Below are 13,425 nucleotides of genomic sequence, written 5' to 3'. Positions count from 1 at the left end.
GCCCCGCCCAGCGGGCCCACCCTGGCCGCCGCGCGTGCCGCCGCCTCGGCGACGCCAGCCAACGGTGTCACCAACGGCGCTGCCGGCAACGGGGCCGCTCCCCGTGCTGTCGCCCCTGCCACGCCGGCCAACGGTGCCGCAGCGCGTGGTGCCGCCCCGACGACACCGGCCAGCGGTGCCGCCGCCCCGGGTAGGGGCCCCGCCAGTGGCAGCGGGCTGGCCGCCGCGCGGGCGGCGGCGGCCGGCCGGGGTCCGCGTACCCAGAATGGGGTCCGTAAGACGGCGGACGCCGACTGGGCGGGCGAGCCGCCCTACGACCCGGACTACGACGGGCCGGTGCGCGGCGGTGGCCGTCCGGGCCCGGCGGCGGTGGCCGCCCCGGCCTACGAGGGCTTCGACCCGGGCGACGAGCCGCTCGACGAGGTGATCGACGAGCGGACCGCCCGGCAGTCCAGCGAGGAGCAGGCGGTGCAGCTGCTCCGGGAGGCGTTCGGGGCGGAGAAGATCGACGAGGTGGACGCCCGCTGACGCGGGCGTCGCCCGTGCCAGGCAACACCTCGCGTCCCGGTTAGGCTGGGCGCGGCCGAGCAGACGAGTGCGAGAAGGAGCCATCCGTGCGCCCAGGTGGACAGCCGAACATGCAGCAGATGCTGAAGCAGGCGCAGAAGATGCAGCAGCAGATCGCCAAGGCCCAGGCCGAGCTGGCCGAGGCCGAGGTGACCGGCACCGCCGGGGGCGGCCTGGTCACGGCGACGGTTTCCGGCTCCGGCGACGTCAAGAGCATCAAGATCGACCCGAAGGCGGTCGACCCGGAGGACGTGGAGACGCTGGAGGACCTGGTCGTCGCCGCGCTGCACAACGCCGCCGAGGCGGCCCGGGCGCTGACGGAGCAGAAGATGGGCCCGGTCGCGGGTGGGATGGGCGGCCTCGGCCTGCCCGGTTTCTGAGCCCGGCCGACGCAGATGTACGAAGGTGCCATTCAGGACCTGATCGACGAGCTGGGGCGGCTGCCGGGCGTGGGCCCGAAGAGCGCGCAGCGGATCGCCTTCCACGTCCTGTCGGCCGACCCGGCCGACATCAACCGGCTGGCCGGCGCGCTGCGCAAGGTCAAGGAACTGGTGCGCTTCTGCACCACCTGCTACAACGTCGCCGAGTCCGAACAGTGCCGGATCTGCCGCGACCCGCGGCGGGGCGACGAGGTGCTCTGCGTGGTCGAGGAGCCCAAGGACGTGGTGGCGATCGAGCGTACGGGTGAGTTCCGGGGGCGCTACCACGTGCTCGGCGGCGCGATCAATCCGCTGGAGGGGATCGGGCCGGACAACCTGCGCATCCGGGAGCTGATGACTCGGCTGGGCGGCGGCGCGGTGCGTGAGCTGATTCTCGCCACCGACCCGAACACCGAGGGCGAGGCGACGGCGACGTACCTGGCCCTGATGGTCAAGCCGATGGGCATCTCGGTGACCCGGCTGGCCAGCGGCCTGCCGGTGGGCGGCGACCTGGAGTACGCCGACGAGATCACCCTCGGCCGCGCGTTCGAGGGGCGTAGGGCGGTCTGACACCAGGTGCCCTCAGGGACGGGTGTGACGTAACAGTTTGGCATCGCGCCCTCGGATCATTCGGCGAAACCCGACTTTCGCCTTCGATTCTTCGGTTGCATCGCGACTGGGACACGATCCGATACCAACCCGTACCCGGCCAGTTTCGGGGCGGTCCGAACGGGGGCTATGGTCACGCCCATCGGTGACCCTGTCACCACGTTGTCCGTATCCCCAAGGACGAGGTGAAGCACCCATGCGTGCACCCAGGCCGAAGGTCGCTGTCGCGGCCGTCGCTGTCGCGGCCCTCGCGGTAGCAGGCTGCGCCGAGAGCAACCGCGACGACAACTCCGGCGGTAGCAAGAAGGACACCATGGTCTTCGGCGTGGCCGGCGACCCGAAGGTCCTCGACCCCAGCTTCGCCAGCGACGGCGAGTCGCTGCGCGTGGCGCGCCAGGTCTTCGAGACCCTGGTCCGGCCGGAGGAGGGTGGCACCAAGGTCACCCCGGGGCTGGCCGAGTCCTGGACCCCGGACGCCGCCGGCACCACCTGGACGTTCAAGCTGCGTTCCGGCGTGAAGTTCCACGACGGCACCGACTTCAACGCCGAGGCCGTCTGCGCCAACTTCGACCGCTGGTACAACGCCAAGGGCCTCATGCAGAGCCCGGACGTGACCGCGTACTGGCAGGACGTCATGGGCGGCTTCGCCAAGAACGAGGACCCGGAGCTGCCGCCGAGCCTCTTCAAGTCCTGCACCGCCAAGGACGCCACCACTGTGGACCTGGCGTTCACCCGGGTCTCCAGCAAGATCCCGGCCGCGCTGATGCTGCCCTCGTTCTCCATCCACAGCCCGAAGGCGCTCCAGCAGTACGACGCCAGCAACGTCGGCGGCACCGCCGAGGACATCAAGTACCCGTCGTACGCGATGGAGCACCCCACCGGCACCGGCCCGTTCAAGTTCAAGTCCTGGGACGTCGCCAACAAGACGCTCACCATCGAGCGCAACGACGACTACTCCGGCACCAAGGCCAAGCTGAAGACCGTCATCTTCAAGACGATCTCCGACGAGAACGCGCGCAAGCAGGCGCTGCGCTCCGGCGACATCCAGGGGTACGACCTGGTCGGCCCGGCCGACGTCGAGCCGCTGAAGACCGAGGGCTTCAACGTCCTCACCCGCCCGGCGTTCAACATCCTCTACCTGGCCATCAACCAGAAGGGGAACCCGAAGCTGGCCGACCTCAAGGTCCGCCAGGCGATCGCGCACGCGCTCAACCGTCAGGCGCTGGTCGACTCGAAGCTGCCCCCGGGCGCCAAGGTCGCGCTGAACTTCATGCCCGACACCGTCGAGGGCTGGAACGGCGAGGTCACCAAGTACGACTACAACCCGGAGAAGGCCAAGGCGCTGCTGGCCGAGGCCGGCGCGTCGAACCTGACCCTGAGGTTCCACTACCCGACCGAGGTCACCCGGCCGTACATGCCGAACCCGAAGGACATCTTCGAGCTGCTCTCGGCGGACCTCAAGGCGGTCGGCATCAACGTCGAGGCCATCCCGCTGAAGTGGAGCCCGGACTACCTGAACGCCACCACCTCCGGGAGCAAGCACGACCTGCACTTCCTCGGCTGGACCGGTGACTACGGCGACGCCTACAACTTCATCGGCACCTTCTTCGACCGGCCGAAGGACGAGTGGGGCTTCAACAACGCCCAGCTCTTCGCCCAGTTCAAGGACGCCGACACCACCGCCGACCAGGCGGCCCGGGTGGAGAAGTACAAGGCCCTCAACAAGGCGGTCATGGACCTCCTGCCGGGTGTGCCGATCTCGCACTCGCCGCCGGCGATCGTGTTCGGCAAGGACGTGACCGGGATCAAGGCGAGCCCGCTCACCGACGAGCGGTACGCCACCGCCGAGTTCAAGTCCTGACCTGACGCAAGGAACGCGGGCGGGCGCCGTTACCCACGGCGTCCGCCCGTATCCCTCCGCACCCCTCCGAGGCCGCCGTGTTCCGGTTCATCGTCAGACGCCTGCTCCAGCTGATACCGACGCTGTTCGGGCTCTCCCTCCTGCTGTTCATCTGGCTGCGCCGGCTGCCGGGCGGCCCCGAGACGGCCATCCTCGGCGAGCGCGGCACACCGGAGATGCGCGCGGCCATTCGCCGCAACCTCGGCCTCGACGAGCCGATCCTGATCCAGTACGGCCGGTTCGTCCGGCGACTGATCAAACTGGACCTGGGCACCTCGACCTCCACCAAGCGCCCGGTCGTCACCGAGTTCTTCGAACGGTTCCCCGGCACCGTCGAGTTGACCGTGATGGCCATGATCATCGCTATCGGGATCGGCATCCCGCTGGGCTACCTGGCCGCCCGCCGCCGGGGCCGGCTGTTCGACCACCTGTCGGTCGGCGGCTCGCTGATCGGCATCTGCATCCCGGTCTTCTTCCTCGCGTACGTGCTCAAGGCGATCTTCTCGGAGAACCTCGGCTGGTTCCCGTCCAGCGGCCGGCAGGACCCGACCCTCGGAGCGACCCGGATCACCAACTTCTTCGTCCTCGACGGGCTGCTGACCCGGGAGTGGGACGCCGCCGCCGACGCGCTCTGGCACCTGGTGCTGCCGGGCCTCGCGCTGGCGAGCATCCCCCTGGCGATCATCGTCCGGATCACCCGGGCCAGCGTGCTGGAGGTGCTCAACGAGGACTTCGTCCGCACCGCCGAGGCCAAGGGCCTGACCGAGTCGACGGTCCGCCGCCGGCACGTGCTGCGCAACGCCATGCTCCCCGTGGTCACCTCGATCGGCCTGCTCACCGGCGGCCTGCTCTCCGGCGCGGTGCTGACCGAGACCGTCTTCGCCTTCAGCGGCATCGGGGCGTTCGTCGCCGAGGCGATCAGTCAGCGCGACTATCCCGTGCTGATGGGCTTCATCCTGATCATCGCGGTGGTGTACGTGCTGGTGAACCTCCTGGTGGACCTCTCCTACAGCGTGATCGACCCGAGGGTGAGGGTGCGATGACGAGCATCACCGGCAAGAAGCGCGAGAAGATCGACCGGCTCGCCGAGCTGGCCGCCCGGGACGACGAGCGCGGCGTGAGCCTCTGGCGGGAGGCGTTCCGCCGGCTGCGGCGCAACCCGGCCGCGATCGTCGGCGCGGTGATCCTGGCCCTGTTCCTGCTGATCGCCATCGTCGGCCCGTTCCTCGTCCCGTACCCGGCGGACGCCCAGCTCTGGAAGGGCGAGATCCGGGACAACATCGGCTACTTCCCGGGCCCCCGCGCCGACAACTGGTTCGGCGTCGACCACATCGGCCGCGACGAGTTCAGCCGGATGATCGTCGGCGCCCGGCAGACCCTGCTGGTCGGCGTGGTCTCCACGCTGATCGGCCTGGCCGTCGGGTCGCTCATCGGCGGCATCGCCGGGGCCAGCGCCGGCCTCGGCGGCAAGTGGGGCCGGGCCGTCGACAACGCCCTCATGCGCTTCGTCGACATGCTGCTGGCCATGCCGAGCCTGCTGCTGGCGATCAGCATCGCCGCGCTGCTCGGTGCCGGCCTCACCACGGTCATGATCGCGGTCGGCGTGGTCTCCGTGCCGGTCTTCGCCCGACTGCTGCGCGGGTCGATGATCTCCCAGGCCAACAGCGACTACGTGCTCGCCGCGACGTCGCTGGGCGTGCGGAAGCCGAAGATCGCGCTGACCCACGTGGTGCCGAACTCGCTCGCCCCGGTGATCGTCCAGGCCACACTGACCCTGGCCACCGCGACCATCGAGGCCGCGGCGCTGTCGTTCCTCGGTTTGGGCAACAACGACGCGTCCATCCCGGAGTGGGGCGTGATGCTCGCCGACGCGCAGCGCTATCTCGACGCCGCGCCCCGGCTCGCCGTCCTGCCCGCCCTCGCCATCATCGTGACCGCGCTCGGCTTCACCCTGCTCGGCGAGGCGATGCGCGAGGCCCTCGACCCGAAGCTGCGGAAGTAGGTCGGCGCTGGTGTGCGCAGCGCGAGAAGTGAGCCCGCGAGCCCCGCAGTCGCGAACGGAAGGCCGATAATGGCACTGCTCGAAGTGGACGATCTCTCCGTCACCTTCGCCCGGCGCGGTCAGCGCACCGTGCACGCCGTCGACGGGGTCTCCTTCTCCGTCGACGCGGGCGAGGTGGTCGGCCTCGTCGGCGAGTCCGGCTGCGGCAAGAGCGTCACGTCGCTGGCCATCATGGGCCTGCTGCCCAAGCAGCCCGGCCTGCGGGTCGGCGGCAGGGCCGTCTTCGACGGCACGGACCTGCTCCAGCTCGACGACCGGTCCCGGCGCGACATCCGGGGCCGGGACGTCGCGATGATCTTCCAGGATCCGCTCTCCTCGCTGAACCCGGTGATCCCGATCGGACTGCAGGTGACCGAGGTGCTCACCCGGCACCGGGGGATGAAGGGGGAGGCGGCCCGGAAGGAGGCCGCCGCCCTCCTCGACCGGGTCGGCATCCCCGATCCCCGCCGCCGGCTCAAGGAGTACCCGCACCAGCTCTCCGGCGGCATGCGACAGCGCGCCCTGATCGCCATGGCGGCGGCCTGCCGGCCCCGGCTGCTGATCGCCGACGAGCCGACCACCGCGCTCGACGTCACCATCCAGGCGCAGATCCTGGAGCTGCTCAAGGAGCTGGTCCGGGACTCCGGCACCGCGCTCGTGATGATCACCCACGACCTGGGGGTGGTCGCCGGCATGTGCGACACGATCAACGTGCTGTACGCCGGTCGGGTGGTGGAGACCGCCCGCCGCCGCCCGCTGTTCCGGCAACCGCGCCACCCGTACACCGTGGGGTTGCTCGGCTCGGTGCCGCGCCTGGACGCGGGGCGCGGCGAACGGCTCAACCCCATTCCCGGCTCGGTCCGGGACGTGCTGACCTGGCCGGACGGCTGCGCCTTCGCCCCGCGCTGCACGCGCCGGGTCGACGAGTGCGTGGGGGAGCCGCCAGAGCTGGTGCTCACCCACGACGGCCGCAGCTACCGGTGCGTCAACCCGGCCCCGGTCCCCGGCACGCCGCCCCCGCAAGCCACCGCCGCGACGACCGGTGCCGCGGACGGTGCCGCCGCGTCGACCGGTGCCGCGGACGGTGCCACCGCCGGCCCGGTGCCCGCACCACGCGAGGAGGAGAAGCCGTGACCGAGAGCGACATCCTCGTCGAGGTCCGCGACCTGAAGGTGCACTTCCCGATCAAGCGGGGGCTGATCCTCGACCGGGTGGTCGGCCACGTCAAGGCGGTCGACGGTGTCGACCTGAGCATTCCGCGCGGAAAGACGTACGGGCTGGTCGGCGAGTCCGGCTGCGGCAAGTCGACGCTCGGCCGGGCGCTGCTCCAGCTCAACCCGCCCACCAGCGGCGAGGTCCGCTTCGACGGCGTCGAGCTGACCACGCTGCCGGCCGGGAAGCTGCGCACCATGCGCCGCCGGATGCAGATGATCTTCCAGGACCCGATGTCGAGCCTCGACCCCCGGCAGAACGTCGAGTCGATCCTGACCGAGGGGTTGCAGACCCACGGCATCGGCGCCGACCGGGACGACCGGCGGCGGATCATCGGCGAGACCCTCGACGCCGTGGGGCTGCCCCGGTGGGCGCTGTCCCGCTACCCGCACGAGTTCTCCGGCGGCCAGCGGCAGCGCATCGGCATCGCCCGGGCCCTGGTGCTCGGCCCCGAACTGATCGTCGCCGACGAGCCCGTCTCCGCCCTGGACGTCTCCATCCAGGCCCAGGTGGTGAACCTGCTCGACGAACTCCAGGACAACCTCGGCCTGACGTACCTGGTGATCGCGCACGACCTCGCCGTGGTCAAGCACATCTCCGACGTGGTCGGCGTGATGTACCTGGGCGCGCTGGTCGAGGAGGCGCCGAGCGACCGGCTCTACAGCGAACCGCTGCACCCGTACACCCGGGCGCTCATGTCGGCCGTGCCGGTGCCGGACCCGGACGTGGAGGACCGCCGGGAACGCATCCTGCTCGCCGGAGACCTGCCCTCGCCGGCCAACCCGCCGTCGGGCTGCCGGTTTCACACCCGCTGCCCGTGGGCCCAGCCGACCCGCTGCGCCGACGAGCGGCCGGCGCTGCGGGAGATCGGCGCCAGCCGGGTCGCCTGCCACTTCGCCGAGCGGATCGCCACCGGTGAGCTGCGCCCGCACAAGGTGAGCGCCCAGATCGTCCGGCCCGAAGGCGAGGGCGAGGACCCCGCCGTCGTCTCCGCCCCGACCGAGCCCGGCTCGTACGTGTGAGGTGCAAGAAGGGGCCCCTGTTAACGCATCCGGTATAGCAGGGGACCCCTGTCAACGCCTGCGTGTCGACGCCCGCGGAACCGGTCAGCCCTCCGGACACTCAGCCCTCGGGGCGGTGGAGCAGGCCGACGGCGATCGCGTGCACGGCGTCCAGCCCGGCCGGGTCGGCCAGCGGGGCCCGCCCGCCGGTGACCGCGTACCACTCGTCGGCCTCACGGTACTGCACACGCAGGGCGACCTGGCCGTTCGCGTACTCGGTGCGCAGGGTCAGCTCGCCGGTCACCACGCCGACCTCGTCGGTCATCACGCCGCCGGGGCCGGGCACGATGTCGGCGGTACGGCTCAGCGCCCCGCCGCCCGAGGCTCCCGCGTCCGCGTCGCCATCCGCGCCCGCGCCCGATGTCTGCTTCGGGGCCGGTGCCGCCCCGGCCTCCGTCACGGCGTGCTCGGCCATGTGCAGCCCTCCAACATGTCGGCCAGGGCGGCCTTCTCGGCACTGGTCACCGTCAGCCGCCAGTGATGCTTGACCGTCACCCAGTCCTCGGCGTACTGGCACCAGTACGACCGGTTCGCCGGTTTCCACTGGGACGGGTCCTGGTCACCCTTTGCCCGGTTGGAGGAGGCGGAAACGGCGATGAGCTGCGGTCTTGTGAGATCGTTGGCGAAGTCACCCCGCTTGGCGTCGTCCCACTCGTCGGCACCCGAGCGCCACGCGTTGGCCAGCGGGACCATGTGGTCGATGTCCACGTCGGAGGGGTCGGTGAACGTCCGCCCGTCGTACACGCTCTCCCAACGGCCGGCGACCACGTTGCACCCGGAGAGTCGGATGTCCTTGCCGTCGCGTTTCAGCACGCTGTCGCGTACGTCGCAGTTCTTGCCGGTGTCCCGCCAGTGCGGGAAGCGGTCGCGGCTGTAGCCCTTCATCGACCCCGCGCTCGCCACGGTGAGCTGGTCGAGCCTGTCGCCGACGTTGCCGCCGCCGCTCGGCGGGGCCTGCGGCTCGTCGACCGCCGTGCAGCCGGCCGCCGCGACGGTGAGCGCCGCGGCGAGCGCGGCGGCCACGGCCACGCGACGTCCTGATCTGGTACGCACAGACGACACCTCTCCAGCTTGCGGGCTTCCGGCGATTGCGCACAGTACCCCGGCACCGTTTCCATGATTCGTGGCGTCCGGCGAATCGACCGGAGGAACACTGGTACCCGTGACCACACCCGCACCCGCGTCCGTGCCCGCGCTCCGGATGGGCACTCCCGCCGGCCGGGGCACACTGCTCGCCGCCATCCTCGCCTCCGGCATGGTGTTCCTGGACAGCACGGTGGTCAACGTCGCGCTGCCCCGCCTGGGTGCGGACCTCGGCGCCACCGTGGCCGGTCTTCAGTGGACCGTCAACGGGTACCTGTTGATGCTGGCCGCGTTCGTGCTGCTCGGCGGGGCGCTCGGCGATCGCTTCGGGCGGCGGCGGGTCTTCCTCTTCGGGGTGGTCTGGTTCGCCGTCGCGTCGGCGCTGTGCGGCCTTGCCCAGGGCACCGGCTGGCTGGTCGCGGCCCGGTTCCTTCAGGGTGCCGGTGGCGCGCTGCTCACCCCCGGCTCGCTGTCGGTGCTCCAGTCCAGCTTCCACCCCGACGACCGGGGACGGGCGATCGGCACCTGGTCCGGGCTGGCCGGGGTCTCCACCGCGCTCGGCCCGTTCGTCGGTGGCTGGCTGATCGACGCCCTGTCCTGGCGGTGGATCTTCTTCATCAACCTGCCGCTGGCCGTGCCGGTGGTGCTCGCCGCGCTGCGCTGGGCGCCGGAGAGCCGCGACGTGGACGTCTCGCGTACCGGATCGGGCCGGCGGCGCTTCGACGTGGCCGGCGCGCTGCTCGGCGCGCTCGGTCTGGGCGGCGTGACGTACGCCCTGATCGACGCCCCGGCCCGCGGCGTGACCTCGTCGCCGGTGCTGGCATCGGCGCTGGTCGGTGTGCTCGCCGCCGTGGCGTTCGTGCTGGTGGAACGCCGCCGGGGCGACGCCGCGATGCTTCCCACCGGGCTGTTCGGCAGCCGGATCTTCTCGGTGCTGAACGTCTTCACCGTGGTGGTGTACGCGGCGCTCGGCGGGTTCACCTTCTTCCTCGCCGTCTACCTGCAGAACGTCGTCGGCTGGTCCGCCCTGCTCACCGGCCTGGCCACCGTGCCGATGACGGTGCTGCTGCTGGTCGGCTCGTCGCGCGCCGGCGCGCTGTCGGCCCGGATCGGCCCCCGGCTGCCGCTGACCGTCGGGCCGGTCGTGGCCGCGCTCGGCCTGCTGCTGCTGCGCGGGGTGGGGCCGGGCGCGTCGTACTGGACGGACGTGCTGCCCGGGGTGACTCTCTTCGGCGTCGGCCTGACCCTCGTGGTGGCCCCGCTGACCGCCTCGGTGCTGGCCGCCGTGGCGGACCGGTTCGCCGGGGTGGCCAGTGGGTTCAACAACGCCGCGTCCCGGGCCGGCGGCCTGCTCGCGGTGGCCGCGCTGCCCCTGCTGGTCGGTCTGAGCGGCACCGGGTACGAGCAGGCGGGGGCCCTGACCGACGCGTTCCGGGGGGCGATGCTCTGGTGCGCGGGCGGGCTGCTGTCGGGCGCGGCGATGGCCGGGCTGCTCATCCACCGCCCGCCCCGCGGTGACGCCCACCGTGGCGCTGGTTAGGAAGGGCCCCTGCTGTACCGAAAGCGTTAACAGGGGCCCCTTCCTCACACCTCAGGCGTGGGCGCGGTTGACGGCGCTGGTGACCGCCTTCACGGAGGCGGTCACGATGTTCGCGTCCACCCCGACGCCCCACACGGTGCGGCCGTCGACCTCGCACTCGACGTACGCGGCGGCCTGCGCGTCCCCGCCGGAGGAGAGCGCGTGCTCGTGGTAGTCGAGCACCCGTACGGCCACGCCCACCGACTCCAGCGCGTTGACGTACGCGTCGATGGGGCCGTTGCCGACCGCGGCGAGCAACCGGGCGTCCTGCCCGCCGACGCCCACCCGGGCCTCGATCTCGACCTTGCCGTCGATGGTGCTGATGGCGTAACCGGCCAGCGTCACCGTCGGGTCGGTCTGGTGGTCGATCAGGTATTGCCCGGCGAAGATGTCCCACATGGTGCCGGGGTCGACCTCGCCACCACCGTGGTCGGTGACCTGCTGGACCACGCCGGAGAACTCGATCTGGAGCCGGCGGGGCAGGTCGAGCTGGTGCTCGCTCTTCATGATGTACGCGACGCCGCCCTTGCCGGACTGCGAGTTGACCCGGATGACCGCCTCGTAGGTGCGGCCCAGGTCCTTCGGGTCGATCGGCAGGTAGGGCACGGCCCAGGCGTACTCGTCGACCGGCGCCCCGGCCGCCGCCGCGTCGGCGTGCAGGGCGTCGAAGCCCTTCTTGATCGCGTCCTGGTGCGAGCCGGAGAAGGCGGTGTAGACCAGGTCGCCCGCGTACGGGTGGCGCTCGTGCACCGGGAGCTGGTTGCAGTACTCGACGGCCCGCTTGACCTCGTCGATGTTCGAGAAGTCGATCATCGGGTCGATGCCCTGGGAGAACAGGTTCAGCCCCAGCGTCACCAGGTCGACGTTGCCCGTGCGCTCGCCGTTGCCGAACAGGCAGCCCTCGATCCGGTCGGCGCCGGCCAGCAGCCCCAGCTCGGCGGCGGCCACGCCGGTGCCCCGGTCGTTGTGCGGGTGCAGGCTCAGCGCCAGGCTGTCCCGGCGGGGCAGGCGGTGGTGCATCCACTCGATCGAGTCGGCGTACACGTTCGGCGTGGCCATCTCGACGGTCGCCGGCAGGTTGATGATCAGCTTGCGGTCCGGCGTCGGGTCGATCACGTCGATCACCGCCGTGCAGACCTCCAGCGCGTACTCCAGCTCGGTGCCGGTGTACGACTCCGGGGAGTATTCGTAGTAGATCTCGGTGTCCGGGGTGTGGATCTCCGCGTACTTCTGGCAGAGCCGCGCGCCACTGGTGGCGATGTCGGTGACGCCGTCGCGGTCCAGCCCGAAGACCACCCGACGCTGGAGGGTGGAGGTCGAGTTGTAGAAGTGCACGATGGCGCGCTTCGCGCCGCGCAGCGACTCGAACGTTCGGTCGATCAGGTGCTCCCGGCACTGGGTGAGCACCTGGATGGTCACGTCGTTCGGGATCAGGTCCTGCTCGATGATCTGCCGGACGAAGTCGTAGTCGGCCTGGCTGGCCGACGGGAAGCCGACCTCGATCTCCTTGTAGCCCATCTGCACCAGCAGCTGGAACATCCGGCGCTTGCGCTCGGGGGACATCGGGTCGATCAGGGCCTGGTTGCCGTCGCGCAGGTCCACGGCGCACCAGCGGGGCGCGGCCTCGACGTGCCGGGTCGGCCAGGCGCGGTCCGGCAGGTCGATCCGGAACTGCTGCTGGTACGGCTGGTAACGCTGGTACGGCATCCGGCTGGGGCGCTGCCGGGCGATCGGATCGGTGTCGGTGTCGGGTTGAGCCATGGCGGAGTGTTCCCCCTGAAACTGTGGCGTCAGCAATCGGAAGGTCGGCGAGGCTGCCTCAGCGCGGCTGGGCCGGTGCGGCGACGGTGCCGGGGCCGGCGCGAGGCGCCGACGGGAGGTTCGGATCTGCTGGACGGCGCGCTTCGACTCCGCGACGAGGTGCCGGCCGGTCAGGCCCCGTCGCGGCGACCAAGGAGAAGGTACGCCCGCCACATGACAGAGTGACCCTACGTGATGGGACGGGGGGTGGGAAGGCCGGTCCGGACTTTGAGACCGGAGTCGCAGTGGGCGGACCCCGGGCGGCGGGGCCGCGCGCCCGGGGGCAGTCGAGCAACGGCGCGTTCGCCGTGGCCAGGAACACGACCGGCGGGGGTCAGGGTGTCGCCGCGCCCGTGGGGGCCGGCTCCGGCTTCGGCTCAGGCTCTGGCGCGGCGACGCCGAGCGGATCGCCGTCGGTCACCGGCCCGGGCAGCGCCACCGTGGCTGGCCCGGGCCCGGCCGGCCCGGCCAGGGTGAGCGTGCCGGCCGTGGTCCGCACGGCGGTCGGCGTGCCGTCGGGTGCGTAGCAGTAGATGCCGACGTCCAGCGGGGCGTTCAGCGAGGCCGAGGTCGTGTCGACCGAGTAGCAGGAGCCGCTCGCCCCCTGCGGTGGCCGGGCCGGGGAGACCGCGAGCGGGGCCCGCCGGTCGGTGAGCACCTCCAGCCAGTCGGTGAACGGGTGCTGCACCCGGGGGTCCAGCCGGCGCGGGACGGCGTCCGTCGGGTCGCCGAGGCGTACGCAGCTCGCCGGTTCCGGGCGGCCGGCCGACGGCAGGCCGCACTGGAAGAGCCCGTCGGCGGTGGCGGCGAGTGACACGTCCGCCGTACCGCCCAGCGCCCCGCCGGGGACGTCCACCCGCCAGGTGCCGTCGCCGGCGCTGGTCACCACGATGGCGCGGTCGGTGCCGTCGCCGTCGGCGAGGGTGTACCGGGCGACGAAGCTCCGGTCCTGGGCTGCCGCGGCCAGGGCGGCCAGCTCGTTCCGGGCGGCGTCGGCGTCGGTGATGGCGGGCGCGGGGTCGCCGGGCGTCGGTGGGGCCGGCGTGGGCGCCGGATTGTCGGCGCAGGCGGCGAGCAGGGCCGGGAGGGCGAGCGCCACGACGCCGGTCAGGCGCCGGGCCGTGTGGAGGTGGGCGTGCACCGGGTCATTCTGC

Annotated in this window: 12 protein-coding genes and 1 pseudogene; 9 read left to right on the top strand and 4 right to left on the bottom strand. The window is 71.7% G+C overall.

Annotated elements, in window-relative coordinates; all coding sequences use genetic code 11:
• From E1258_RS34555 to E1258_RS10315, 8 genes and pseudogenes are all read left to right on the top strand, one after another.
• Window positions 1-528 (top strand): annotated as a pseudogene (locus E1258_RS34555) (DNA polymerase III subunit gamma and tau); the annotation flags it as partial.
• Window positions 529-638: 110 nt separating this feature from the next.
• Window positions 639-947: a YbaB/EbfC family nucleoid-associated protein gene (locus E1258_RS10345; RefSeq protein ID WP_036373303.1), complete on the top strand. Its 309-nt coding sequence runs from the start codon at window positions 639-641 to the stop codon at window positions 945-947.
• Between the two features lie 15 nt (window positions 948-962).
• Window positions 963-1,556 carry a recombination mediator RecR gene (recR, locus tag E1258_RS10340; RefSeq protein ID WP_132399074.1) on the top strand — a complete coding sequence of 198 codons (594 nt, stop codon included), beginning with the start codon at window positions 963-965 and terminating at the stop codon, window positions 1,554-1,556.
• 235 nt (window positions 1,557-1,791) lie between these two features.
• A complete protein-coding gene (locus E1258_RS10335) occupies window positions 1,792-3,456 on the top strand; it encodes an ABC transporter substrate-binding protein (protein WP_132399072.1) in 1,665 nt (554 codons plus the stop codon).
• Between the two features lie 77 nt (window positions 3,457-3,533).
• Entirely contained in the window at window positions 3,534-4,538 is a 1,005-nt protein-coding gene (locus E1258_RS10330) for an ABC transporter permease (protein ID WP_007073438.1), read from the top strand.
• Window positions 4,535-5,497, top strand: coding sequence for an ABC transporter permease (locus E1258_RS10325; protein ID WP_132399070.1), 963 nt, complete (start codon window positions 4,535-4,537; stop codon window positions 5,495-5,497). The genes E1258_RS10330 and E1258_RS10325 overlap by 4 nt, the downstream gene beginning before the upstream one ends.
• 69 nt (window positions 5,498-5,566) lie before the next feature.
• Window positions 5,567-6,670, top strand: a complete 1,104-nt coding sequence (locus E1258_RS10320) for an ABC transporter ATP-binding protein (RefSeq protein WP_132399068.1) — start codon at window positions 5,567-5,569, stop codon at window positions 6,668-6,670.
• Window positions 6,667-7,770: an ABC transporter ATP-binding protein gene (locus E1258_RS10315; RefSeq protein ID WP_132399066.1), complete on the top strand. Its 1,104-nt coding sequence runs from the start codon at window positions 6,667-6,669 to the stop codon at window positions 7,768-7,770. Before E1258_RS10320 ends, E1258_RS10315 begins: the two co-directional genes overlap by 4 nt.
• Window positions 7,771-7,870: 100 nt before the next feature.
• Here the strand turns inward: E1258_RS10315 and E1258_RS10310 are convergent, their stop codons facing one another.
• Together E1258_RS10310 and E1258_RS10305 are read right to left on the bottom strand one after the other, a co-directional pair.
• Window positions 7,871-8,224: a hypothetical protein gene (locus E1258_RS10310; RefSeq protein ID WP_243715319.1), complete on the bottom strand. Its 354-nt coding sequence runs from the start codon at window positions 8,222-8,224 to the stop codon at window positions 7,871-7,873.
• Complete coding sequence (locus E1258_RS10305; RefSeq protein WP_132399064.1) at window positions 8,206-8,862, bottom strand: HNH endonuclease family protein; 657 nt, start codon at window positions 8,860-8,862, stop codon at window positions 8,206-8,208. Before E1258_RS10305 ends, E1258_RS10310 begins: the two co-directional genes overlap by 19 nt.
• Window positions 8,863-9,010: 148 nt before the next feature.
• Here E1258_RS10305 and E1258_RS10300 point away from each other — a divergent pair, with 148 nt between their 5' ends.
• Window positions 9,011-10,432, top strand: a complete 1,422-nt coding sequence (locus E1258_RS10300) for an MFS transporter (protein WP_132399080.1) — start codon at window positions 9,011-9,013, stop codon at window positions 10,430-10,432.
• Window positions 10,433-10,483: 51 nt separating this feature from the next.
• On the opposite strand, the gene leuA is transcribed toward E1258_RS10300, so the two are convergent.
• Window positions 10,484-12,232 (bottom strand): 2-isopropylmalate synthase, encoded by a 1,749-nt coding sequence (leuA, locus tag E1258_RS10295; RefSeq protein WP_132399062.1) that lies wholly within the window; start codon window positions 12,230-12,232, stop codon window positions 10,484-10,486.
• A gap of 373 nt (window positions 12,233-12,605) precedes the next feature.
• Window positions 12,606-13,412 carry a hypothetical protein gene (locus E1258_RS10290; RefSeq protein WP_243715318.1) on the bottom strand — a complete coding sequence of 269 codons (807 nt, stop codon included), beginning with the start codon at window positions 13,410-13,412 and terminating at the stop codon, window positions 12,606-12,608.
• Window positions 13,413-13,425 lie beyond the last annotated feature (13 nt).

The organism is Micromonospora sp. KC207 (assembly GCF_004348615.1).
GTDB lineage: Bacteria > Actinomycetota > Actinomycetes > Mycobacteriales > Micromonosporaceae > Micromonospora.
The sequence above is the reverse complement of the archived record's forward strand: the minus strand, read 5'-3'. Positions and strand labels throughout refer to the sequence as shown.